General features: G+C 63.4%; 26 protein-coding genes. 11 read left to right on the top strand and 15 right to left on the bottom strand.

Translation table 11 applies throughout. The features are described from left to right. The first annotated feature begins 63 nt into the window (after positions 1-63). The 4 genes from ACZ889_RS13810 (at position 64) to gorA (ending at position 4,154) form a co-directional block, all read left to right on the top strand. A complete protein-coding gene (locus tag ACZ889_RS13810) occupies positions 64-714 on the top strand; it encodes a c-type cytochrome (protein WP_180688355.1) in 651 nt (216 codons plus the stop codon). After that, positions 711-1,625, top strand: a complete 915-nt coding sequence (locus ACZ889_RS13815; protein WP_012051913.1) for a c-type cytochrome — start codon at positions 711-713, stop codon at positions 1,623-1,625. The genes ACZ889_RS13810 and ACZ889_RS13815 overlap by 4 nt, the downstream gene beginning before the upstream one ends. A gap of 236 nt (positions 1,626-1,861) precedes the next feature. Beyond that, positions 1,862-2,701: a UTP--glucose-1-phosphate uridylyltransferase GalU gene (gene galU / locus ACZ889_RS13820; protein WP_010954649.1), complete on the top strand. Its 840-nt coding sequence runs from the start codon at positions 1,862-1,864 to the stop codon at positions 2,699-2,701. Between the two features lie 97 nt (positions 2,702-2,798). Next, positions 2,799-4,154, top strand: coding sequence for a glutathione-disulfide reductase (gorA, locus tag ACZ889_RS13825; RefSeq protein ID WP_476257456.1), 1,356 nt, complete (start codon positions 2,799-2,801; stop codon positions 4,152-4,154). Between the two features lie 134 nt (positions 4,155-4,288). Here gorA and ACZ889_RS13830 read toward each other — a convergent pair whose 3' ends face one another. From ACZ889_RS13830 to ribBA, 6 genes are all read right to left on the bottom strand, one after another. Then, entirely contained in the window at positions 4,289-5,596 is a 1,308-nt protein-coding gene (locus tag ACZ889_RS13830) for a substrate-binding domain-containing protein (RefSeq protein ID WP_003256241.1), read from the bottom strand. Between the two features lie 155 nt (positions 5,597-5,751). Next, complete coding sequence (locus ACZ889_RS13835) at positions 5,752-6,900, bottom strand: ABC transporter ATP-binding protein (RefSeq protein WP_004576591.1); 1,149 nt, start codon at positions 6,898-6,900, stop codon at positions 5,752-5,754. A gap of 17 nt (positions 6,901-6,917) precedes the next feature. Then, entirely contained in the window at positions 6,918-7,724 is an 807-nt protein-coding gene (locus ACZ889_RS13840; protein ID WP_003256236.1) for an ABC transporter permease, read from the bottom strand. 6 nt (positions 7,725-7,730) lie between these two features. Beyond that, positions 7,731-8,648, bottom strand: a complete 918-nt coding sequence (locus tag ACZ889_RS13845) for an ABC transporter permease (protein WP_014590488.1) — start codon at positions 8,646-8,648, stop codon at positions 7,731-7,733. Next, complete coding sequence (locus ACZ889_RS13850; RefSeq protein WP_004576593.1) at positions 8,645-9,670, bottom strand: ABC transporter substrate-binding protein; 1,026 nt, start codon at positions 9,668-9,670, stop codon at positions 8,645-8,647. Before ACZ889_RS13850 ends, ACZ889_RS13845 begins: the two co-directional genes overlap by 4 nt. Positions 9,671-10,000: 330 nt before the next feature. Continuing rightward, on the bottom strand, positions 10,001-11,122 hold the full coding sequence (gene ribBA / locus ACZ889_RS13855) for a bifunctional 3,4-dihydroxy-2-butanone-4-phosphate synthase/GTP cyclohydrolase II (RefSeq protein WP_003256231.1): 1,122 nt from the start codon (positions 11,120-11,122) through the stop codon (positions 10,001-10,003). A 78-nt stretch (positions 11,123-11,200) separates the two neighbouring features. Here ribBA and ACZ889_RS13860 point away from each other — a divergent pair, with 78 nt between their 5' ends. Continuing rightward, on the top strand, positions 11,201-11,494 hold the full coding sequence (locus ACZ889_RS13860; protein WP_003256229.1) for a DUF1330 domain-containing protein: 294 nt from the start codon (positions 11,201-11,203) through the stop codon (positions 11,492-11,494). Positions 11,495-11,698: 204 nt separating this feature from the next. Here ACZ889_RS13860 and ACZ889_RS13865 read toward each other — a convergent pair whose 3' ends face one another. Continuing rightward, the gene (locus ACZ889_RS13865; RefSeq protein ID WP_014756183.1) at positions 11,699-12,718 is read right to left on the bottom strand and encodes an alpha/beta hydrolase; all 1,020 of its coding nucleotides are present in this window, start codon (positions 12,716-12,718) and stop codon (positions 11,699-11,701) included. A gap of 146 nt (positions 12,719-12,864) precedes the next feature. On the opposite strand from ACZ889_RS13865, the gene ACZ889_RS13870 reads away from it, so the two are divergent. From ACZ889_RS13870 to ACZ889_RS13895, 6 genes are all read left to right on the top strand, one after another. Continuing rightward, positions 12,865-13,749, top strand: coding sequence for a LysR family transcriptional regulator (locus ACZ889_RS13870; RefSeq protein ID WP_476257457.1), 885 nt, complete (start codon positions 12,865-12,867; stop codon positions 13,747-13,749). A 26-nt stretch (positions 13,750-13,775) separates the two neighbouring features. Beyond that, a complete protein-coding gene (locus ACZ889_RS13875) occupies positions 13,776-14,177 on the top strand; it encodes a hypothetical protein (RefSeq protein WP_003256224.1) in 402 nt (133 codons plus the stop codon). A 134-nt stretch (positions 14,178-14,311) separates the two neighbouring features. Next, positions 14,312-14,533: an MbtH family protein gene (locus ACZ889_RS13880; RefSeq protein WP_476257458.1), complete on the top strand. Its 222-nt coding sequence runs from the start codon at positions 14,312-14,314 to the stop codon at positions 14,531-14,533. Further along, positions 14,530-15,249: a thioesterase II family protein gene (locus tag ACZ889_RS13885; protein ID WP_064614834.1), complete on the top strand. Its 720-nt coding sequence runs from the start codon at positions 14,530-14,532 to the stop codon at positions 15,247-15,249. The genes ACZ889_RS13880 and ACZ889_RS13885 overlap by 4 nt, the downstream gene beginning before the upstream one ends. A 57-nt stretch (positions 15,250-15,306) precedes the next feature. Further along, a complete protein-coding gene (locus ACZ889_RS13890; RefSeq protein ID WP_070095755.1) occupies positions 15,307-15,858 on the top strand; it encodes an isochorismatase family protein in 552 nt (183 codons plus the stop codon). Positions 15,859-15,884: 26 nt separating this feature from the next. Continuing rightward, a complete protein-coding gene (locus ACZ889_RS13895) occupies positions 15,885-16,937 on the top strand; it encodes a DUF1615 domain-containing protein (protein WP_180688352.1) in 1,053 nt (350 codons plus the stop codon). Between the two features lie 639 nt (positions 16,938-17,576). Here ACZ889_RS13895 and ACZ889_RS13900 read toward each other — a convergent pair. Genes ACZ889_RS13900 through ACZ889_RS13935 form a run of 8 tightly spaced genes read right to left on the bottom strand, consistent with a single transcriptional unit; the run spans position 17,577 to position 23,610 of the window. Beyond that, entirely contained in the window at positions 17,577-18,440 is an 864-nt protein-coding gene (locus tag ACZ889_RS13900) for a metal ABC transporter substrate-binding protein (RefSeq protein ID WP_476257459.1), read from the bottom strand. Beyond that, positions 18,437-19,336, bottom strand: coding sequence for a metal ABC transporter permease (locus ACZ889_RS13905; RefSeq protein WP_180688351.1), 900 nt, complete (start codon positions 19,334-19,336; stop codon positions 18,437-18,439). Before ACZ889_RS13905 ends, ACZ889_RS13900 begins: the two co-directional genes overlap by 4 nt. Beyond that, complete coding sequence (locus tag ACZ889_RS13910) at positions 19,336-20,082, bottom strand: metal ABC transporter ATP-binding protein (RefSeq protein WP_476257460.1); 747 nt, start codon at positions 20,080-20,082, stop codon at positions 19,336-19,338. Before ACZ889_RS13910 ends, ACZ889_RS13905 begins: the two co-directional genes overlap by 1 nt. Beyond that, entirely contained in the window at positions 20,079-20,981 is a 903-nt protein-coding gene (locus ACZ889_RS13915; protein WP_003256213.1) for a metal ABC transporter substrate-binding protein, read from the bottom strand. Before ACZ889_RS13915 ends, ACZ889_RS13910 begins: the two co-directional genes overlap by 4 nt. A gap of 16 nt (positions 20,982-20,997) precedes the next feature. Then, entirely contained in the window at positions 20,998-21,567 is a 570-nt protein-coding gene (locus tag ACZ889_RS13920; RefSeq protein ID WP_003256212.1) for a DUF6162 family protein, read from the bottom strand. Beyond that, positions 21,564-21,884 carry a hypothetical protein gene (locus ACZ889_RS13925; protein WP_047603499.1) on the bottom strand — a complete coding sequence of 107 codons (321 nt, stop codon included), beginning with the start codon at positions 21,882-21,884 and terminating at the stop codon, positions 21,564-21,566. Before ACZ889_RS13925 ends, ACZ889_RS13920 begins: the two co-directional genes overlap by 4 nt. Then, entirely contained in the window at positions 21,881-22,420 is a 540-nt protein-coding gene (locus ACZ889_RS13930; protein ID WP_003256210.1) for a hypothetical protein, read from the bottom strand. The genes ACZ889_RS13925 and ACZ889_RS13930 overlap by 4 nt, the downstream gene beginning before the upstream one ends. Next, on the bottom strand, positions 22,417-23,610 hold the full coding sequence (locus ACZ889_RS13935) for a PepSY-associated TM helix domain-containing protein (RefSeq protein WP_476257461.1): 1,194 nt from the start codon (positions 23,608-23,610) through the stop codon (positions 22,417-22,419). The genes ACZ889_RS13930 and ACZ889_RS13935 overlap by 4 nt, the downstream gene beginning before the upstream one ends. Between the last annotated feature and the right edge of the window lie 65 nt (positions 23,611-23,675).

Genomic DNA, 23,675 nt, shown 5'->3' on the forward strand with positions numbered 1-23,675 from the left:
TCCTCCTTTCTCTGCTTATATGTTTTAAGCCTAAACATATAACAAAAGAAAAGGAGATTCGTGATGACACCGTTGAGACGCGTGATGATCGGCAGCTTGCTGATCCTGATCTGGCCCGCGGCACATGCCGCTGATGGTCAGAAGGTCTTCACCCAGGGTGGGGCCAACCCCGCCGCCATGGCCTGCCTGGGTTGCCATGGCCCGGACGGCAATGGCATTGCGGCTGCCGGCTTTCCACGTTTGGCCGGGCTACCGGCCGGTTATCTTGCCAAGCAGTTGCAGGACTGGCGCAACGGCAGCCGCAAGCAGCCAGTGATGGAACCTTTGGCCAAGGCCCTGAGCGACGACGAAATCAAGGCCGTCAGTACCTACCTGGCCAGCCTGCCGGCAGCGCCCGCTGGCGACCTGCACCGCCAGCAGATTGCCGATGACCCGACCACCCGCATGGCCCTGTACGGCGACTGGAGCCGGCAGATTCCAGGTTGCGTGCAATGCCACGGGCCGGGTGGCGGCGGGGTGGGCGAACACTTCCCGCCCTTGGCCGGCCAGCCCGCCAGTTACCTGGTGGCACAGCTCAATGCCTGGCGCGACGGCAGCCGCAGCAATGACCCCAACCAGCTGATGGTCGGCGTGGCCAAGGCCATGACCGATGAGGAGATCAAGGCCGTTGCCGAGTTCTTCGCCCGCCCCGCCAGTCAGGAGGTCACGCCATGAAAACCCTGATTCCCGTCTTGTTGCTGCTGGCCGTGGGCAGCGCCCAGGCCACGCCGATCGCCATGGAAGACCAGTCGCAGTTGAAGGTGCCCGGTGTGCAGGCTGCACCGCAGTTCGTGCCGCCTGCTGAGCGTGAGTTGCCCGATAATGCCTTTGGCAAAATGGTGCGTGAAGGCCACGCTTTGTTCGTCGACACCCGCCGACTGATGCCCGAGGCGGTGGGCAACGGCATGAACTGCAGTAATTGCCACCTCGATCAGGGGCGGTTGGCGCATTCGGCGCCGCTGTGGGGTGCCTACCCGATGTATCCGGCCTATCGCAAGAAGAATGACAAGGTCAACACCTTCGCCGAGCGTATCCAAGGGTGTTTTCAGTTCAGCATGAACGGCAAGCCGCCGGCCGCTGACAGCCCGCAGATGACGGCGTTGGCGGTGTATTCATACTGGCTGTCGACCAAGGCGCCGACCGGCGTGGAGATTGCCGGACGTGGTTATCCGGAGGTGGCACAACCCAAGGGCGGTTATGACTTCAAGCGCGGCCAGCAGGTTTACCGTGAACAATGCGCGATTTGCCATGGCGATAACGGTGAAGGGCAAAAGGTCGCAGGCGAGTACGTAATGCCGCCGCTTTGGGGCAAGGACTCCTACAACTGGGGGGCCGGCATGCACCGCATCAATACCGCGGCGTCGTTCATCAAGTACAACATGCCGCTGGGCAAGCCGGGCAGCCTCAGCGATCAGCAGGCCTGGGACGTGGCGGCGTGGATCAACCGCCACGAGCGGCCACAGGACCCGCGGTTGGTAGAGGGATCCATCGAGAAGACGCGGGTGAAGTTTCATGCCAATGATGGGGTTAACCTGTATGGTCAGCAGGTTGATGGGGTGCTGATCGGACAAGGGACGGGGAGCTGAGGTAAACCGGTGGCGGCCTCTTGGCGCGTGAGCCCGTCGAAGAGGCCGCCACCGTGACGCTGATTTCCCTGTCATCCAACGGTCATGTATGACAGCAATATTTACGATCCCCCGGAACTATCTACACTGGGATATCTCTATGATGGCAACGGTCGTTATCGGGGGCATTGTAAGGTGACTGCCGCCTGATTAGACTGCGCCGAATTCCACAGGCCTAGCCTTTTGTAAGGACGTATATGATCAAAAAATGCTTGTTCCCGGCAGCCGGCTACGGCACACGCTTCTTGCCTGCTACCAAAGCCATGCCCAAGGAAATGCTGCCGGTGGTCAACAAGCCACTGATCCAGTATGGCGTTGAAGAAGCATTGGATGCGGGTCTGAACGAGATCTCCATCGTTACCGGGCGCGGCAAGCGCGCCCTGGAAGACCACTTCGACATCAGCTACGAGCTGGAAAACCAGATCAAGGGCACCGACAAGGAAAAATACCTGGTCGGTATTCGTCGTCTGCTCAACGAGTGCTCCTTCTCGTACACGCGCCAGACCGAAATGAAAGGCCTCGGCCACGCCATTCTCACTGGCCGCCCACTGATCGGCGACGAGCCGTTCGCGGTGGTGCTGGCGGACGACCTGTGCGTCAACCCGGAAGGTGACGGCGTACTGACTCAGATGGTCAAGCTGTACAAACAGTACCGCTGCTCGATCGTCGCCATCCAGGAAGTCGACCCGCAGGAAACCAACAAGTATGGTGTGATCGCCGGTGAGATGATCCGCGACGACATCTTCCGTGTGACCAACATGGTCGAAAAGCCGGCCCCGGAAGACGCGCCTTCGAACCTGGCGATCATCGGCCGTTACATCCTGACCCCGGATATCTTCGACATCATCGCCAATACCAAGCCAGGCAAAGGCGGTGAAATCCAGATCACTGATGCCCTGTTGCAGCAGGCGAAGGATGGCTGCGTGATTGCCTATAAGTTCAAGGGCAAGCGTTTCGACTGCGGTGGCGCCGAAGGCTACATCGACGCGACCAACTTCTGCTTCGAGAACTACTACAAGACTGGCAAGGCTTACTGATAAGCCCTGCTGGCCTCAAAGCCATCCTTCGGGATGGCTTTTTTGTTTGCGGCGGCCAACGGCGGTATGCTGGACGCCTGCCTGGGAGAGTGAATACATGGCCTTCGATTTTGATCTGTTCGTGATTGGCGCCGGGTCCGGTGGTGTGCGCGCAGCGCGTTTTGCTGCCGGTTTTGGCGCAAGAGTGGCAGTGGCTGAAAGCCGCTACCTGGGGGGGACCTGCGTCAACGTCGGTTGTGTGCCGAAAAAACTGCTGGTATACGGCGCGCACGTTGCCGACGAGCTGGAGCAAGCCGCGGGTTTCGGCTGGACGTTGGAAGAGGGGCATTTCGACTGGGGCACCCTGATTGCCAACAAGAATCGGGAAATCGAGCGCCTTAACGGCATCTACCGTAACCTGCTGGTCAACAGCGGGGTGACCCTGTTGCAGGGCCACGCGCGTCTGACGGGTGCCAACGAAGTGGAAGTGGACGGTCAGCGCTACACCGCCGAGCATATCCTCATCGCTACCGGTGGCTGGCCGCAGGTACCGGACATTCCCGGCAAGGAACTGGCCATCACTTCCAACGAAGCTTTCTACCTCAAGGACTTGCCGCGCCGCGTGCTGGTGGTGGGTGGGGGTTATATCGCCGTCGAATTCGCCGGCATCTTCCAAGGCCTGGGGGCCGACACCACACTGCTGTACCGTGGCGACCTGTTCCTGCGCGGCTTCGATGGCTCGGTGCGCACCCACCTGAAGGAAGAACTGGAAAAACGCGGCCTCGACCTGCAGTTCAACGCCGACATCCAGCGCATCGACAAGCTTGAAGATGGCCGCCTGAAAGCCACGCTCAAGGACGGCCGCGAGCTGGTCGCCGACTGTGTGTTCTATGCCACTGGCCGGCGCCCGATGCTGGACAATCTGGGCCTGGAGAACACCGGCGTCGAGCTGGATGCGCGCGGCTTCATCCGGGTTGATGAGCAGTACCAGACCACCGCGCCCTCGATTCTCGCCATCGGTGATGTGATCGGCCGTGTGCAGTTGACCCCAGTGGCCTTGGCTGAAGGCATGGCCGTGGCGCGGCGCTTGTTCAAACCCGAGCAATACCGCCCGGTGGATTACCAGAACATCCCCACTGCGGTGTTCAGCCAGCCACCCATCGGTACCGTAGGCTTGACCGAAGAGCAGGCGCTGGAGGCCGGGCACAAGGTGCAGGTATTCGAAAGCCGCTTCCGGGCCATGAAGCTGACCCTGACCGACATTCAGGAAAAGACACTGATGAAGTTGGTGGTCGATGCCGAGACCGACAAGGTGCTGGGCTGCCACATGGTCGGTCCTGACGCTGGCGAGATCATTCAAGGCCTGGGCATTGCACTTAAAGCCGGTGCGACCAAGCAGCAGTTCGACGAAACCATCGGCGTGCACCCGACGGCGGCCGAAGAGTTCGTGACCATGCGCACCGTCACCCGCTGATGACGTGGAGCCTGCTCTACAGCCTGTAGACGCAGCCTTGTGCTGCGACGAGGTCCTTGCTGACACTGGAATGTTTCTGTCATTCGGGCCTCGTTGCAGCACAAGGCTGCTTCAGAGGTGTGTACAAGGCCGGATCAATACACCCACACCTCGACCCGCCGGTTGCGCAGCCGGCCTTGCTCCTGTTCATTGCCGGCCACTGGCAATTCATCGCCCATCCCGGTCACCTGCAGCACCTCCACGCCACCACGCGCCAGTTCGCGGCGCACTGCTTGCGCACGCAGGCGGGAGAGCAGGGCTGCGCGCCCGGGCGTTTCCTTGGGGTCGCCGAACCCCACCAGCACTGCCTTGCCCTGCAGCTTCCCGGCCTGGCGCAGGTACTCTGCCACCCGCTGCACATCGCGCAAGGCCTTGTTGTCCAGCCTGGCGCTTCCTTCCTGGAAGCGGAAGTTCACACTCAGCCGCTGCGCCTGCAGGGCCAGGATGCGATAGCGCGGTGGCATGTCGCTTTGGGGGGCGACAGACAGGGCCTTGATCTGCTGCGAAACGAAACCCTGCTGGGCGATGATCGCCTGGCCGGCCGGGCTCTGAGCGAAATCGACCAGGGCCTTGGCCTGGGGCTTGGGGTTGGCCGGCAGGTAAAAGTACAGGCGCCGTGAGAGCGGGTAGTCCTCGCTGGCCACACGTGCACGCTCTGGCAGCATGGCCGGCGCGTCGCCTTCGGCCACCGCCAGCACCTTGGCCCCGTGTACGGCGGCCAGGCTGCTGAAACCGATGGCCTGGCGGTCGGTACCCACGCGTTGCGCCAGTTCGTCGCTGGACTCGAAGCGCCTGGCCTTGGCCGAAAGTTCGCCGTGCTGAGGTTCCAGCACCAGCGCCTTGAAGGTCTCGAAAGTGCCGGAACGGTCGTCACGGGCATACAGATGAATGGCCCCGCCAGGTATGCCCAGTTGTTCCCAGCGCTGGATCTGCCCGGAGAAAATCTGCGCCAGTTGCCGGGTGTCCAGTTGGGGTATTGGGTTGTCGGGGTGGACGATGATCGCGACGCCGTCGAGGCCGATCACTTGTTCTGCGCCGGCTGCGCGCAGGTCGCCCAGCGCCTGCAACTGGCGCACTTCACTGTCGTTGATCGGTCGCGAGGCGGCGGCCAGGTCAGCCTCGCCACGGCCCAGCGCGACAAAGCCTGTGCTTGAACCGTGGGCGGCAATGTCGATGCGCAAGGGCTGACCATGCACGTCGCGGGCGGTAATCACCCGCTCGTTGGCGACCTTGCCTGGCTGTTGTGCGATGGCGGTGGCCTGCTGCGCGCGCAATTGCCCCTGCACCAGCGCCGGCATCAAGGCCGCGCCGATGGTGTTGGAGCCTTGGACACGCAGATGCAGGGGCTCAGACAAGGTCGCTAGTGGAAGCAAGGTGAGCAGCAAGACAAGCAGGCGGAGCATGCCGGGTGGCCTATGGCACAGTGTTGGCCGGCAGATTACGACAGTGGCGTGATGATAATGTGACGGGGGCGTACACCTTCCAGCGTGCAGCGCCTGCCCGATCGTGCGCCGCGCGGGCGACGCTCGATCTGGCAGGCGCTGCAACGCTGAAGAGGTTAATGTGCCCCGGCCGACTTGCTCAGGTCGCTCTCGGCCCATTCGGTATAAATGCAAGCGTCGGCCACTGCCCAACGCACCTTCACGCTGTCGCCCGGCTGCATCGGCATGCCCGCGGCCGACAGGGCCTTCACCGTCAGCTCGGTACCCCCTGCAGTCACCACATGACAGGTCTGGCTTTCACCCAGGAACAGCACTTCGCCCACCTTGGCACTGACCTCGTTCCAGCCTGCCGGCAATGGCTCGCGCGCCGCTTGTTCGGCGGTCAGGGCCAGGGCTTTTTCCGGACGCACCATGATCAGCGCATCCTGCTCGGCGGCCAGGCCTGGGGTGAGGCGGATGGCCACTGGTTGGCCCTCGAAGCTGCCTGCGCCATTGCTGCTGGCCTTGATCCGCAGGAAGTTGGAGTTGCCCAGGAACGACGCAACAAAGGCATTCGGCGGATTCTGGTACAAGTCGTACCCGGTGCCCAGGCCGACGATCTTGCCGTGGCTGAAGATGGCGATGCGCTGCGACAGGCGCATGGCCTCTTCCTGGTCGTGGGTCACGTAGACAATGGTAATGCCCAGGCGGCGGTGCAACTGGCGCAGTTCGTCCTGCAGGTCTTCACGCAGCTTCTTGTCCAGCGCGCCGAGCGGCTCGTCCATCAGCAGGATACGCGGCTCGTACACAAGCGCCCGGGCGATCGCCACGCGCTGCTGCTGGCCGCCCGACATTTGCGAGGGTTTGCGGTGCGCGAACGGCTCCAGTTGCACCAGCTTGAGCATGGCGTCGACGCGCTTTGCGGTTTCGGCAGCGCCGAGTTTGCGAATGGCCAGTGGGAAGGCGATGTTGTCACGCACATTCAGGTGCGGGAACAGCGAATAGCGCTGGAACACCATGCCGATGTCACGCTTGTGCGGCGGCACGTTGACCAGCGACTGGCCGTCGACCAGGATCTCGCCGCTGCTCGGTGTTTCGAAGCCGGCCAGCATCGACAGGGTGGTGGACTTGCCCGAGCCGCTGGAACCGAGGAAGGTCAGAAACTCGCCGTCCTGGATCTCCAGGTCGAGGTTGTCCACGGCGGTGAAGTCGCCGTAGTGCTTGTTCAGGCCGCGCAGGCTGACCAGGGTTTTGCCGTGCGCGTTGTCTTTGATCACTGCACTCATTGTTGTTTTCTCCGCGCTCAGGCGTTTTCGGTGCGCCGGCGCAAGGCGGCGGCAATGAACATGACCAGCAACGACAGGCCGATCAGCAAGGTCGAAGCCACGGCGATGACCGGGCTCAGGTCCTGGCGCAAGGTGGTCCACATCTTCACTGGCAGGGTCTGCAGGTCGGGGCTGGCCATCATCACGCTCAGCACCACTTCATCCCAGGACACCAGGAAAGCGAACAGGCCACCGGCGATCATGCCGGGGCGGATGGCCGGGAACGTGACCTTGAAAATGGCCTGCAGGCGTGAGGCACCGCAGATCACCGCAGCATCTTCGATCGACTGGTCGAACAGCTTCAGCGAGTTGATGATCGAGATGATGGTGAACGGCAGGGCGACGATCACGTGGCTGACCACGAAGGCGAACAGCGTGCCGGTGTAACCTAGCTTGAGGAACAGTGCGTATACCGCCACGGCAATGATCACCAGCGGCACGATCATCGGCATGGTAAACAGCCCGTACAGCAGCTCGCGGCCCGGGAAGCGGCCACGCACCAGGGCGAATGCGCTGGGCAGGCCCAGCAGCACAGCGGCGATGGTGGTCAGCACGGCCACCTTCAGGCTGGCCAGTGCGGCGTCCATCCACTCCGGGTTTGAGAAGAACTGGCCGTACCACTTGAAGGTCCAGCCCGGTGGCGGGAACACCAGCCACTGTGACGAGCCGAATGACAGCAACACAATGAAGACCACCGGCAGCAGCAGGAAGGCCGCGATGACCCCGGTGGTCAGGTACAGGCCCGTACGCAGCGGGCGGCCCATGGCATTGGGAGACAGGAGCATGGCGGTTTACCTCGCGTTGCCAACCGGGGATTCCGGCTGCAGCTTCAGGTACAGGTAGAAGAGCACCAGGGTGATCGCCACCAGCAGTGCGGCAGCGGCGCTGGCCAGGCCCCAGTTGAGGAACGACTGCACCTGCTGGATGATGAATTCAGGCAGCATCATGTTCTGCGCGCCCCCCAGCAGCGCCGGGGTGACGTAGTAACCGAGCGACATCACGAACACCATCAGCGCCCCGGAGAACAGCCCCGAGCGGCACAGCGGCAGGAACACCTTCCAGAAGTTGGTCCACGGGCTGGCACCACAGATCGAACCTGCCTGCAGCACCATCGGGTCGATGGCGTGCATGGTCGCCTGCAGTGGCAGCACGATGAACGGGATCATGATGTAGCTCATGCCGATTACCACGCCGGTGAGGTTGTGCACCATTTCCAGCGGGGCATCGATGATGCCCATGGCCATCAACGCCTTGTTGATCACGCCCGAGCTCTGCAGCAGCACCAGCCACGAGTAGGTGCGCGCCAGCAGGCTGGTCCACATCGACAGCAGCACGATGTTCAGCAGCCAGCGGCCCCAGCCCTTGGGCACCAGGGTGATCGCCCAGGCCAGCGGGAAGCCCAGCAGCACGCTGATCAGGGTCACCACGCCGGCCACCGAAAAGGTGTTGAACAGCACACGTGCGTAGGCCGAGTTGGCAAACAGCTGCTCGTAGTTACCTAGCCCCGGGGTGGGTTCCAGCACCCCGCGCAGCAGCAGGCCGACCAGCGGGGCGAAGAAGAACACGCCAAGGAACAGCAGGGCGGGCAGCAGGTTGCGGCTGCCTTTCCAGCGCTGGCTCAGGCTTGCGCGGCGCGGGGCGGTGCCCGGGGCGCCGGCACCCGTGGGGGTGCCTTGCGCATTGTGCAGGGCGTTGATGGCGACTTTCATTTGACCAACCACTCATTCCAGCGGGCCGCGATAGCTTGACCGTTCTTGGCCCAGTAGGCGAAGTCGAGGGTGACCTGGTCCTGGGCGTAGGCAGTTGGCAGGTTTGGCGCGAGGTCTTTGTCCAGTTTGGCCACGCTGTCGACGTTGACCGGCGCATAGGCGGTCTTGTTGGCGAATTCGGCCTGGCCCTCTGCGCTGCTGGCGTTGGCCAGGAATTTCATGGCCGCTTCCTTGTTCTTGGCGCCTTTGGGGATGACCAGGAAGTCGGCCATGACCAGGTTCTGCTTCCAGCTCACACCCACCGGTGCACCGTCTTGCTGCAGGGCGTAGACACGGCCATTCCAGAACTGGCCGAGCGAGGCTTCACCCGAGGCCAGCAACTGCTGTGACTGGGCGCCACCGCCCCACCAGACGATGTCTTTCTTGATGGTGTCGAGCTTCTTGAAGGCGCGGTCCAGGTCCAGCGGGTACAGCTTGTCAGGGGCTACGCCGTCGGCCAGCAGGGCCAGTTCCAGCACGCCGGGGCTGGGCCATTTGTACAGGGCTCGCTTGCCGGGGTAGGCCTTGGTGTCGAACAGCGCGGTCCAGTCCACCGGCTTGTTGGCCCCGAGCTTGCCTTCGTTGTAGCCGAGCACGAAGGAGAAGAAGAATGAGCCGACGCCATGGTCGGAGACGAAGCGTGGGTCGATCTTGTCGCGCTTGATCTGGTTGAAGTCTAGGGGTTCGAGCAGGCCTTCGCTGGCGGCACGCAGGGCGAAGTCGGCTTCGACGTCGACCACGTCCCACTGCACGTTACCGCTCTCGACCATGGCCTTGAGCTTGCCGTAGTCGGTGGGACCGTCCTGCACGACCTTGATGTTCGTGGCTTTGGTGAACGGTACTGCCCACGCTTCTTTCTGGGCGTCCTGGGTCGTACCGCCCCAGCTGACGAAGTTGAGGCTGTCGGCGGCCTGGGCGGCCTGACATGCCAGGGTCAGCAGGCTGGCGGACAGCACTGCGGTTACACGTTTGCTTAACAGCATGGTTACGCCCTCGTTGCTTTTGTTATTCGAGGCGGGGCTTTTGGTGCGCCCGCCAATAATGTTCGGGGAGCAGCTAAAACAAAGTGTTCTGATGGCCGTTTTTAATTGTAGGTGCCGGCCTGCAGGTTTAAGGTCTACGGGATATCATATTATGGTATTCCAAGATTTTGGCAAGAGGTATGAGGCGACCGGCCATCACTCCGCCCTGTCAAAAGCACCAAGGGCCCTGTAGGCGCGGGTTTACCCGCGAATGCGTCGGTGGTGTCACCCTCGCATTCGCGGGTAAACCCGCGCCTACAGGGCCCCGCTAAATCAATTGCTTGTGTGTTCTCAGCCATCCATCCCCGGGTCGAACGGGATGCTCTGCACCACCTCCAGCTCATAGCCCGCCAGCCCCGCGTATTTCAGCGGTGGCCCCAGGTGACGCAGCTTGCCCACGCCAAGGTCCTGCAGAATTTGCGCCCCGGTACCCACTTCGGAATACACCTTGGACTGGCCACGTTGATAGGGCCGCACAGGGTGGGTCAGTTGTGGCACACGCTCAAGCAAGGCCTGGGAGGATTCGTGGTTGGCCAGGATCACCACCACGCCAGTACCTTCCTCAGCCACCTTCTGCAGCGCCGCCCACAGCGTCCAGTTGGCGGGGCCGGCGTACTCGGCACCCACCAGGTCGCGCAGCGGGTCAATCACATGCACCCGCACCAGGGTCGGCTGTTCGCGGCGAATGTCGCCCATGACCATGGCCATGTGCACGCCACCTTCGATGCGGTCTTCATACGTGACCAGGCGGAAGGTGCCATGCACGGTCGGTAGCTCGCGCTCGCCGATGCGCTTGATGGTCTGCTCGGTGCTCAGGCGGTAGTGGATCAGGTCGGCGATGGTGCCAATCTTGATGCCATGCCGGGCGGCGAACACTTCCAGGTCGGGGCGACGGGCCATGGTGCCGTCGTCGTTCAGCACTTCAACGATGACCGAGGCCGGGCTGAAGCCGGCCAGGCGTGCCAGGTCGCAGCCGGCTTCGGTGTGGCCGGCACGGGTCAGCACGCCGCCTTCGCGTGCCCGCAGGGGGAAAATGTGGCCAGGTTGTACCACGTCTTCGGGGCGGGCGTTGGGGGCCATGGCCGCTGCCACGGTGCGTGCCCGGTCAGCGGCGGAAATGCCGGTGGTGACCCCGGTGGCCGCCTCGATCGACACGGTGAACGCGGTGCTGAACACGCTACCGTTGGCCGGAACCATCTGCTCCAGGCCCAGGCGCTGGCAGTGATCGTCGGTCAAGGTCAGGCAGATCAGCCCGCGCGCCTCGCGGGCCATGAAGTTGATGGCCTGGGCGTCGCAGCGCTCGGCGGCGATCAACAGGTCGCCTTCGTTTTCCCGGTCCTCGTCATCCACCAGCAGGACCATCTTGCCTTGCCGGTAGTCCTCGAGAAGTTCCTCGATGGTGTTGAAAGCCATGGTGCACGCTCACTGTGGTGGGGTGAATTTTATGGTATACCATCATACACAAATATCGCCGTAACAGGAGAGCTGCACATGAAGGCCTACTGGATCGCCCATGTGGACGTGACCGACCCCGAGCAGTACCAGCAATACACCCAGCGCGCCCCGGCTGCCTTCAAGGCATTCGGCGGGCGCTTCCTGGCCCGTGGCGGGCGCAGCGAGGCGATGGAAGGGAGGGCTACGCCTCAGCGTAGCGTGGTGATCGAGTTCGATTCGTACGCGCAGGCCGTCGCCTGTTACCGCTCCGCGCTGTACCAAGAGGCATGCAGTCATCGCCAAGGGGTGGCGAAGGCTGAGGTGATCATTGTGGAAGGGTTTGAGCCCTGAGCAGGATTTGCCGGCCCTTTCGCGGGTAACCCGCTCCTACACAGGCCACCACAGAATTTGACGTTTGTGGTGGCCTGTGTAGGAGCGGGTTTACCCGCGAAAGGGCCGGACCTGCCGCACCGATGGCAGTTTCATTGAAGCCTGCGGGCCGTTTCCGCAAATAGAAGCAAAAGACCCGCCCAGGCGGGTCTATTGCTCATTGCCTCACTGCAGATGCACTTTAAGTTCGTTGCCCGCCTGCCGCAGCGCCGCCTTTACTGCCGGCACTTGGCTCAACGGGTTGAGCAGCCCATAGTCATGAATCATTCCGTTGTAGCGCACCGAGGTTACTGTCACGCCCGCCGCATTCAACTTGCGGGCATACGCCTCACCTTCATCCCGAAGCACATCGAACTCAGCCGTTTGCACCAGGGCCGGTGGCAAGCCCTTCAGCTGTTCGGCGGACGCCCGCAGCGGCGAGGCGTAGATCTGCGCCCGCGCCTTTGCATCAACGGTGTAGTTGTTCCAGAACCACTTCATCATCCCGGTGGTCAGGAAGTGTCCTTCGGCAAACTGCTTGTACGACGCTGTCTCGAAGCTGGCATCGGTCACCGGCCACAGCAGCAGCTGGAAGCGCAGGGCAGGGGTGCCGGCCTCTTTGGCCTTGAGTGCAACCACCGCCGCCATGTTGCCGCCAACGCTGTTGCCGGCTACAGCCAGGCGCTTGCCATCCACGCCGATCTCCTTGCCATGCTCGGCCACCCAGCGCGTCGCGGCGTACGCCTGGTTGATCGCCGTCGGGTAGTGCGCTTCCGGTGACGGGGTGTAGTCCACATAGACCGCCACCGCACCCGAGCCGACCACCAGGTCGCGGATCAGTCGTTGGTGGGTCGGGAAGTCGCCCAGCACCCAGCCGCCACCGTGGAAGAACATGAACACCGGCAAATCACCTTTGACATTAGTCGGGCGTACCACTTGCAGCTTGATCGACTGGCCATTGGCCTGAATCGTGCGTTCCTTCACTTCGATCCCCGAGAGGTCGACCTTTACCGAGGCCTGGGCGCCGGTCAGTACCGCGCGGGCGTCGTTTGGTGTGAGCTGTTCCAGCGGCTTGCCACCCCCTTTCTCCAGGGCTTCGAGGAAGGCCTGGGTGTGTTGTTCGACACCAGGGCTGCCGGCGGCGAAGGCACTGGAAACGGACAGGGCCAGGAGGGAGGCGGTGAGGGCTTTGTGGACAATGTTCATGAGCGAATCCTTTTCTGTGCAAGTGTTGGTAGTGGGCGTCTTGCCTGGCCTGAGGGGCCATCGCTGCGACTTGTGCGTAGATTAGGCAGATGCACTCGTGGGAAAAAGCCGCTATAAAGTGTTTGACTGTCAGCAAGAGCGAGACAATGAACCCTTACGAAGACATGCGGATCTTTGCCCAGGTGATGGAGGCCGGTAGTTTCACCGCTGCCGCCGACCGTCTAGGCATGTCCAAGCAATCGGTCAGCCGGCGTCTGATGCAGCTTGAAGAGCGCCTGGGCGTGCGCCTGCTCAACCGCTCCACCCGGCGCCTCGATGCCACGCCACTGGGGCAGCACTACTACCAGTCGGCCCTGCGCCTGCTGGGTGAAGTGCAGCAGGTCGAACACGACATCAGCGGCCAGGCCCAGGTCCTGCGCGGCACCTTGCGCCTCAGCGCGCCGCTGTCGTTTGCCATGGCGCACCTGGGTTGCCTGCTGACCGAGTTTCTGCAGTTGCACCCCCAGGTTGATGTAGAGGTAGACCTGAGCGACCGCGCCGTCGACCTGATTGGTGAAGGCTATGACCTGGCGCTGCGGATTGGTGCACTGGAGGACTCCAGCCTGATCGCCCGGCGTATCGCCAGTGTCGAGCGGGTCTACTGTGCGAGCCCGGCGTATTTGCAAGCACGGGGAGTGCCGGGAAAACCGGATGAGCTCGTCGCGCATGATTGTCTGCCCTATGGGCATTCGCGGCAGGTGCAGTGGCAATTCCACAAAGGTGGCAAAACCCAGGCAATTCAGGTGACCGGGCGCATGCGGGCGAACAATGGCGAGTTGCTGCGGGGGGCTGCGATTGCCGGGATGGGGGTCACTTACCTGCCGACCTTTATCGTTGGGCAGGCGTTGGCGGAGGGGCAACTGGTGACGGTTCTGGATGAGTGGCGCCCGCCCGCGCTGCAGCTGTCGGCGGTGTATCCGCAGCACCGGCAGGTGGCGCGGCCGGTGCAGGGTTTTGTCAGCTTCCTGCGTGCGCGGCTGGCGCAGCTCTGACCGTCGGTACAGGCTATGCTTGCCCTATGAGTACGCCCGTTCCTTTACGCCAACCTTGCCCCCCTGGCGCCTGCGTCTGCGGCCGCGAGCAATTGGCCGACCATCCGCAGGCCGCCCAGCGCATCCTTTTGCTGACCCGGCAGGAAGAAAAACGCCTGCTCGAACGCCTGGAAAACCTGAGGGACCTGGAAGACCTTCAACGTCTGCAGCAGCGCCTGTACGAAAACCTCGGCATCCGCGTGCACATCGCCCCCGGTTACAACGAGGTACGGACCATGCGCGGCATCGTCATCGAGCTGGACGAGCAACCCGGGCTGTGTCGCAAGACCCGGCAGTCTATCCCGGCGGCGATCCGGCGCGGGCTGGAGCGTAATCCGCAGGTTGCGTTCCGGTTGCTCGATACGCACGACCTGTTGCGCGATACCTGAGCGTTGATACCTGTACCGGTCGATCCCACCTGGGGGCGCGTCAATTCCGTTAATTTTTACAGCGCTTGCTACGTCTACTTGAAAGCCACCCTGCGCCAGGCGCGCAGCGGCATCATCATTTAAGGAGACAGGCAATGACTTCCGTTTTCGACCGCGACGATATCCAGTTCCAGGTAGTGGTCAACCACGAAGAGCAATACTCGATCTGGCCCGACTACAAAGTCATCCCCAACGGCTGGCGTGCCGTGGGCAAAAGCGGCCTGAAGAAGGACTGCCTGGCCTACATCGATGAAGTCTGGACCGACATGCGCCCGTTGAGCCTGCGCCAGAAAATGGCTGAAGCTGCCGCCCAGTGACCGTGCTGAACCTGCTGTGCCTGCCGTACTCCGGGGCCAGCGCCATGGTCTACAGCCGCTGGCGGCGCAAGCTGCCGGCATGGTTGCAGGTACGCCCGGTAGAGTTGCCTGGGCGGGGGGCGCGCATGGCCGAGTCGCTGCACACCGACATGCAAGTGCTGGCTCGGCAACTGGCCAGCGAGCAGCGACTGGCGGCAAGCGCTCCTTATGCGCTGCTCGGCCACAGCCTGGGCGCTCTGCTGGCCTTCGAGCTGGCCCATGAGCTGCAGGCATTGGGCTGCCCGGCGCCGCTGGCCTTGTTCGCCTGCGGCACCGCGGCACCTACCCGGCGTGAGGACTACGACGGCAACAACTGGCGCGAGCCCAAGAGCGACGCCGAGCTGATCAGCGAGTTGCGCGCGCTGCAAGGTACGCCTGAGGAAGTGCTGGCCAACGCTGAGCTGATGAGCCTGACCTTGCCGACCTTGCGCGCCGATTTTCTGTTGTGCGGCACTTACACATACCGGCAGCGAGCGGCGTTGCAGTGCCCACTGCATGTGCTGGGTGGCGTGGATGACCGGGCCAGCGATGAGCAACTGCAGGCATGGCGCTGTGAAACCCACGGCGCGTTCTCGCTGCAGATGTTCCCGGGTGGTCATTTTTTCATCCATGAGCAGGAAGACCGTGTGCTCGCTGCGCTGACCGCGTCGCTGCAGCCGCTTCGGCTGTCCGCCTGATTGACGTCACCGCTTGCCTGGGGGAGGCTAGGGTTTTTCCCAGGCAAGAGGCAGACAATGCTGATCGATCCACTCAAGGCCACGCTGCTGGTCGTCGACATCCAGGAAAAACTGATCGGTGCCATGAGCGACCCCGAAGGCACTCGGGCACGGGCCCGCTGGTTGCTGGCGGCGACTGCCGAGCTGGCGCTGCCGACGGTGATTTCCGAGCAGTACCCCAAAGGCCTGGGCCATACCCTGGCCGAACTGCTGGCCGCAGCGCCGGCAGCCGAAGTGGTGGAAAAAAGTCACTTTTCCTGTGTGGCTGCCGAGTGCCTGCCGGCCAGTTTGATGGCGCGCGAGCAGGTGATCGTCTGCGGCATGGAAACCCATGTTTGTGTGCTGCAGACCGTGCTCGGCCTGCTGGCGCTGGGCAAGCAAGTATTCGTGGTCGAGGATGCCTGCGACAGCCGCACCTCGGCCAGCAAGGCCGCAGGCCTGGCGCGCATGCGTGCCGCCGGCGCGCAGGTAGTGACCCGCGAGATGGTGCTGTTCGAATTGATGGGCAGTGCCGGGCACCCGCAGTTCCGCCACATCAGCAAAACCTATCTGGTCGGTGAACAGCCCTGAACGGCCGGTTACTGGCCATTTCGGTGATGGCCCTGGCGCTGTTGCAAGGCTGCGCCGGGCGCCGCGAAGAAGCGCCCGAAGCGGACCCGGCCAAAATCCGTGCGCAGCTGTTGCGGCTGTTACCCGCCCAGGTCAAGGACCGCGAGGGTTGGGCCAACGATATCCAGGTAGCCTTCGAAGCCCAGCGCATAGCGCCCAGTAAAAGTAACCTGTGTGCAGTGCTGGCGGTGACCGAACAGGAGTCGACTTTCACTGCGGACCCGCAGGTGCCCAACCTTGGGCGTATCGCCCGCCAGGAGATCGACCGCCGCGCTGCGCGCCTGCATATTCCCAAACTGCTGGTCGACGGTGCGCTGAAGACGCCGTCGGGCAACGGCAAGAGCTACCAGCAGCGGTTGCAGACAGTGCGCAGCGAAAAGCAGTTGAGTGAACTGTACGACGAAGTCGTTGCACGCCTGCCGCTGGGCAAGACCTTGCTGGACGGGCTGAATCCGGTGCACACCGGCGGGCCGATGCAGGTCAGCATCGACTTCGCCGAAAAGCATGCAAGGGATTACCCCTACAGCCATGAAGGCACGATTCGCCAGGAAGTGTTCAGCCGGCGCGGCGGCATGTACTTCGGTATTGCCCACCTGTTGGGCTACCCGGCCAACTACGAGCGCCAGCTTTACCGTTTCGCCGATTTCAACGCGGGCTGGTACGCCAGCCGCAATGCGGCATTCCAGGCGGCGTTGAGCAAGGTCACGGGGGTGAAGTTGGCACTGGACGGCGACCTGGTGGCGCCAGGGGCGATCATGCCGGGGACGACTGAACTGGCCGCGCGCAAGCTGGGGGTGAAGCTGGGGCTGCGTAACCCGCAGATCCGAAGCCAGCTGGAGGAGGCCGACAGCCTGGCGTTCGAGGACAGCAAGCTGTACAGCGGGGTGTTCGCCCTGGCGGATGCCAAAGCCGGCAAACCGGTGCCCCGCGCAGTGTTACCGGGCATCGAGCTGAAGAGCCCGAAGATTACCCGCAAGCTGACCACGGCCTGGTTTGCCGGGCGGGTGGATGAGCGTTATCAGCGGTGCATGAAGCGTTAGCCTGGCAGCAACCGTTCAACGGGTTTACCCGCGAATACGGTGGCGGCGGCAACGGTGATCGGCGGGTGGAAATTGGCCAGCAGGCCCGGCCTCTTCGCGGGTAAACCCGCTCCTACACGACGGCCTGCGCCCAACCACCGACGCGTGTCCAATGTAGGAGCGGGTTTACCCGCGAATACGGTGGTGGCGGCAACGGTGATCGGCGGGTGGAAATTGGCCAGCAGGCCCGGCCTCTTCGCGGGTAAACCCGCTCCTACACGACGGCCTGCGCCCAACCACCGACGCGTGTCCTGTAGGAGCGGGTTTACCCGCGAATACGGTGGTGGCGGCAACGGTGATCGGCGGGTGGAAATTGGCCAGCAGGCCCGGCCTCTTCGCGGGTAAACTTGCTCCTACACGACGGGCTGCGCCCAACCACTGACGCGCGTCCAATGTAGGAGCGGGTTTACCCGCGAATACGGTGGTGGCGGCAACGGCGAACGGCGGGTGGAACTTGGCCAGCAGGGCCGGCCTCTTCGCGGGTAAACCCGCTCCTACACGACGGCCTGCGCCCAACCACCGACGCGTGTCCAATGTAGGAGCGGGCTTGCCCGCGAACACGGGCGAAGCCCGTGCCATCCACCGCGTGGGCCTGTCCGATCAGCGCCCGCCCAATGCCCCAACCACTTGGTCAACGCTGGCTTTGAGCCCCGCAATCGCATCTTCAGGGTCACTCTCCACCACCACCAGCTTGGCCCCGGCCGCCTTGATTACCTCGGCCACTGCCGCGTCCGGCTGACGATGGTCCAGCACCAGCGCCACGTCCTGCGCCTTCAGGTTCTCCCCCAGCGCCTTGAGGGCCGCCGCATCCCATTCGGCCGGCAGTGGCTGCTCGACCGCATCCAGGTTCAACCCGTTGACCAGATATCCCAGCCTCTCCGACAGGCTCACCACCGTCAGGTTGTCGACTTTGGCCAGCCGCGTCTGGCTGCTGGCCGAAAGCTCCAGCAACTGGCGCTTGAGCCCTGCCAGGTTGCCCTGGATCTTTGCCTTGTCGTCAGGCGCCAGGCGCTCCAGGTCATTGGCCACCACGTCGGCCATGCGCCCGAGGTTGGTCGGGTTGAGCCAGGGGTAAGCACCATAGGCATCGTCACCGTTCACCGCAATGCCCGGCAGTGCGCCATCCACCGGTCGCGCGGCATCGATCTCGACAATGCGGATATTGCTGCGTCGGGCCATCGGGTACAGCGGGTCGTCACGCCAGATCGAACGCACGCCGATCACCGCATCTGCCTGCTGGGCGGCCTTGTGCAGGCCTGCGCCACCACGCCCGCTGAAATATGACGGTTGGCGGCTGGCAGGCAGGTTGGCCGGTGCTGCCTGCTGGAGCTGCACCGCAGTGCCGTCGAGCAGGGCGCTGGCCAGGCTATGGGTGACGGGCAGGGTCGTCAGCACTTGCGTGGCGAAAGACAGGGACGGCAGGCCGGCCAGTGCCAGCGCCAGGGTCAGGTGTTTGAAGTTCATGCCGGGTTTCCTTGCAGGCGAGGAACGAGTGCGCGGGCCAGGGCGGCCAGGGCAAAGCAGATGCCGGCGACCAGGATGATCGCGGCCCCTGACGGCACCGGCAGGTCGAAAACAATCGGTAGCAGGATGCCGAGCAGGGTACTGATGGTGGCAATCAGCACCGACAGGAAGAAAAAACCCTTGAGCGACTGACTGACCAGGCGAGCAGCGGCGGCCGGGATGACCAGCAGCGCACCGACCAGGATGGCCCCGATCACCTTCACCGCAGCTACAGTCACCAACGTCACCAGCACCACGAACAGATAGTCCAGGGTCTTCACCGCTACCCCGCGCACAGCCGCCAGCTGCGGGTTGAAACTGGCCAGCATGATGCGGTTGTACAGCGGCAGCGCCAAGGCCAGCACCAGCGCCGCGACGATGCCCAGCACGAGCAAGTCCTGGGCGCTAACGGTCAGCACCGAGCCGAACAGCACGTTCTCGAGGATGTGCACGTTGATCTTGCCTGCCAGCATCAGCAGCAGGCTGGCGCCCAGCGCCAGCGACACCGACAGGAACACGCCAATCAGTGTGTCCGGCGACAGCCCGGTACGGTTGCGCAGGAAGTTGAGCAGGATGCCGAACAGCAGGCAGTAGCCGAACAGGCTGCCGTAAGGGCCGGTATAGGGCTCACCCAGCAGGATACCGATGGCCACGCCGGTCAGCGCCGCATGGCCGACCGCTTCGGAGAAGAAGGCAAAGCGCTTGACCACCACCAAGGTACCCAGGCCGCCCAACACCGGGCCGATCATCAGGCCGGCCAACAGGGCGTTGACCACGAAGCCGTAGGCCAGTGCCTCGGGCAGATAGCCGGAAGTGGCCCAGTCCTGGACCGTTTGGCGAAAGATTTCAAAACTCATCAGGCAAGGTTCTCGCTACGCGGGTGAACGGAGAACAGGCCGAGCAGGCGCTCCGGGGTCAGGGCCTGGGCAGGCGGCGCATCGAACAGCACCTGGCGGTTCAGGCCTGTTACCCGGTCCGCCAGACGCAACACGGCTTCCAGGTCGTGCTCGATCCATAGAACGGTAGTGCCGGCCTGGCGCCAGCCCTGCAATAACTGTTCGAACACCTGGATTCCGGCTTCATCGAGGGCCGACATCGGTTCGTCCAGCACCAGCAACTGCGGCTCGGGGATCAGGCCCTGGGCCAGCAGCACGCGCTGGCGCTCACCGCCGGACAGTGCCCCCATGCGCCGCGTGCGCTTGTCGAGCATGCCAACCTGAACCAAGGCTGCATCAATGGCCGGCTTCACGCGCCGCGACAGGCCGAGGAAGGCCGGGCGGCGCTGGCACATGGCGGCCATGAAGTCGTCCACGGTCATAGGCAGGCCGCGGTCGAACTCCAGTGCCTGCGGCACGTAGCCAATCACTTCGCGCTCACCAGGCCAATGCAAGGTCAGCTGGCCCTGGTGTGGCATCTGCCCGAGCAGGGTCTTGATCAACGAGCTCTTGCCGCCGCCGTTGGGGCCGACGATGGCGTGCACGCTACCTGCTGCCACGCTGAAACTGACCTGTTCGAGGATGCGCGTACGCCCCAAGGTCAGGTCGATGCCAGTGAACTCGATGCGCGGCCCGCAGGCTGTCACCCGCTTGGCGGCAGCGGTCATGCGCGGTTCTCCTGAATGGCGCGGACCACGGTGTCCAGGTTGCGCTTCATTTCCACCTCGTACTTGTCCTTGGTGTAATCGCCGTAGGAGATATGCGTCAACGGATACAGGCGTACGCCGGACTCACGCTGAATGGTTTCAACATAGGCCGACGGGAAGTCCATTTCCGAGAAGATCACCCGCACGTCCAGTGCCTTGAGCTGGTCGATGGTTTTTTTCAGCTGCGCCGGGCTGGGCTCGATGCCATGGGCCGGCTCGACGACGGCGGTCACCTCCAGACCGAAGTCGCGCACCAGGTAGTCATAGGCAGCATGGATGGTGGCGACCCGGAACGTTGCGCCAGGGGCTTCGGTGACCTTGGCTAGGGCCTCGGCACGCAGGGCGCGCAGGCGCTTGGCGTAGGCACGGGCGTTTTGCGTGTACAACTTGGCGTTGTCCGGGTCGAGCTTGCCCAGTTCACGGGCGATGTTGTTCACCTGGGCGATGGTGGTGCTGATCGACAGAAAGGTGTGCGGGTTGACCACCTTGCCGGCACCGCGCGCGGCGATGCCAGTGGCCGCCAACAGCGGCACGTTCTGATTGGCTTCGATAGTGGCAATGTCGGGTTTTTCGCTGGTGGCGATCATGCGGTCTGCGAAATCGTCATGGCCAACACCGTTGAGCACCACCACGTCCAGCGTGCCGATGCGCTTGATGTCCTCGGCCCGCGGCTCGTAGGCGTGCGGGTTGAAGCCCGCCGGAATCAGGGGAACCACCTCGGCCTTGTCGCCGACAATATTGCTCACGTAGCTGTAGTAGGGGTGCAGGGTGATGCCGATTCGCAGCGGCTTGCTGTTATCGGCCAGGGCCATTGCCGGCAGGGCAAGGGACAGGAGCAGGGCGAGGGCGGAGCGAAACATGGGCGGGTCCTTGGGTTCAGTGACGGTGTTCGCGGGTGACCCCGGCGTCGTAGTGGCTGACCACTTGTTGCCAGCCAGCCGCGATCAGGGCGGCCTGGCCGAGGTCGTCCGGGATCACGGCGGCGCTGTCGCGGCGCAGCCAGATATCGGCTTGGCCTGTGCTGTCGGGTGGCAGGATCAGCAGCAGGCTGCCGGCCACTTCCGGGGCCTGGCTGCGGCCCAGGTAGGCGCCGGGTTCCAGCCATGACCATTGGTGGCCGCCACGGCTTTGGCTGCCGGCATCGACCACGAACGGCGGCAGGCCTTCTTCGGCCAGGGCCTTTACGCTGGGCGTGACGGCGTTTTCTTCGCGCAGGAGCTGGATCTCGTCGAAGGCTACCCGCAGGTCGGTGTACAGGCCTTGCTCGGCGGCGGTGAGGTCGCGGCGGGCGTCGATCTGGTGGCTGGCGATGGCCTGTTCGTCCTCGCGCTCACCGCGCAGCAGCACCACGCTGGCGGCGAGCACCACGATCAGCAAGCTTGCCAGCAGCACGTACAGGGTTTCGTGCCCGGCACCGGCCGGGCGAATGACGTGGGCGCGGCTCATGGCTGGGCGATATCGGCGTAGTCCACTTCCACCACGTGCCCGGGGCCAGCATCGAACAGCACGTAGAATTCGCCGTCCGGGCGTTTGAAGGTCAGCGTCGAGTCGTCGCCAAGCTTGCCGCCGACCAGCACCTGTTCGTCATAACCAATCACGTCCAGGGTCACTCCGGGGGCACCGCTGCCGTCCGAGAAACCGCCGGTGCACTTGACCTGGCCGCTGGCCAGTTCTTCGCATTCGCACATCGGGTTGTGCGCCAGCGCAGGGCCGGCGACCAGTACCAGCAAGGGCAGCGCCAGGGTGCGCATCCGTTGATTCATTTGTTTTCTCCTTGTTTCTCGAGCCATGCCACAGTGGCTGGCGATGCCTTGGCCAGGGGGATCGACGCCTGGTGCATGCTGCCGTCCCAGCCTTCCAGGGTGATCCAGATATGCGCGTCGGGTTTGGTACGCGGCGGAATCGGCAACGAGGTGCCCATGTTGTAAGGTGCACCGAAGAAAATGGTGCCGGCGGCGCGCAGGCTTCTTGGCTTGCCGATGCGCAGGTAGGCTGCCTTGACGTTTTTTATGCAGGCCTTGCACAGCGATGCATTGAACGATTTGAAGTAGCCGGCGGGGCCGTCGGCGTGTGGCGCCTCGTCACGCAGTTCCGCAAGGTCGAGGCTGTAAGGGCCGACCTGGATGTCACTGATCACGTTGGCGCCAAGGCCGGCGTCGCCGCGGAACAGCCTGGCGTCGGCGAAGTACTTGGGCATGAAGCCCAGCGGGATCAGGATCAGCAGGATGTTCAGGTGAAAACGCCACTTCAGCCAAAGCTGCTTCAGCGGGCTGGCGGGCAGGGCCTGGGCCTGGCTCATGAATGGATCTCCACGGTGGTTTCACTGTGAGCTGCACGCGGAGCGCGCTCGCTGCGCTTGAGGGCCGCGGCGGTGGCCTGGGCGGTGCGCTTGGCCCAGATCAGCAGGCCGCTGAGCACCATCAGGGTGAGGATCAGGCCGAAGAAGAACCACACCAGCTTGATCGGCAAACCGCCAAAGTCGCCGGTGTGCAGCGGGCGCATGGACTCGGTGACGAACTCCAGGGCCGAACGGTCGCTGATCAGGAACTGGCTGTCGACATTGCGTGTGTACGGATTGACCGACGCACTCTGGAACATCAACGGGTACCAGCCCGGGCCAGACAGCATGACGTGGCTGTAGGCAGTGGCGGGGAGCGAAATGGAGGTCACTTCCAGCCCTGGGATCGCCAGCCCGGCAAGGCGTGCCGCCTCATCCAGGTCGATGCGCGAGGCGGGGCTGCCATCTGGCGTTTGTGGCACTTCCTCACGGGCGATCACCGGCACGATTGGCTGGCTGGAAAGGGTGATGTGGTTGTCAGACAGGATCGCCTGGATCAGGAACCAGGTGCCGGTGATGGAAATGACTGCAATGAACCAGATTGACCACACCCCGGACAGACGGTGCAGGTCACCCCAGAAAATTCGCGAACCATGGCCGGTACGCACGGGTTTGAAAAAGCCTTTCCAGAACTTCTTGTAAACCACCAGGCCGGTGACCAGCGAGGCCAGCATCGGCAGGCCGAGCAGCGAGACCAGGTACCAGCCCCAGCTGAAACCGTTGGTGAACGGCACCAGCCACCAGCCGTGCAGGGCGCGGGTGAAGGCTTCGAAGTTGAAGTCCGGGGTCTTGCCCTGAATGGTTCCGGTGTAGGGGTTTACATACAGCGTCGGGCGGGTGCCGTCAGGCAGGGTGACATTGGCTTTCACCGCGAAGTGCGAACCATCTGGCTGGCTCAGGCGCTCCACCACCATGTCCGGCTCGGCCTTGTTCAAGGCCTCCAGTACCTTCTGAAAGCTCATGCGCTCGGTGTCCGCGTCTGGCTTGTTGGCGCGCACAGCCGAATCGGCGAGCCAGACGATTTCCTGGCTGACCACGGCGAGCATGCCGGTGAAGCAGACGATCAGGACAAAGAACCAGATCGGCAAGGCGAGCCAGCTGTGGACCAGGAACCACAGCTTGGATTTGGATTTTTTCGGTGATTGGGCCATCAGACGGTCTTCTGCTATGGGTGGTCGAGCGTGTGCCAACCAAAGAGTGCTGTACTGATAAGGAC

Source organism: Pseudomonas sp. TE3895 (assembly GCF_056278855.1).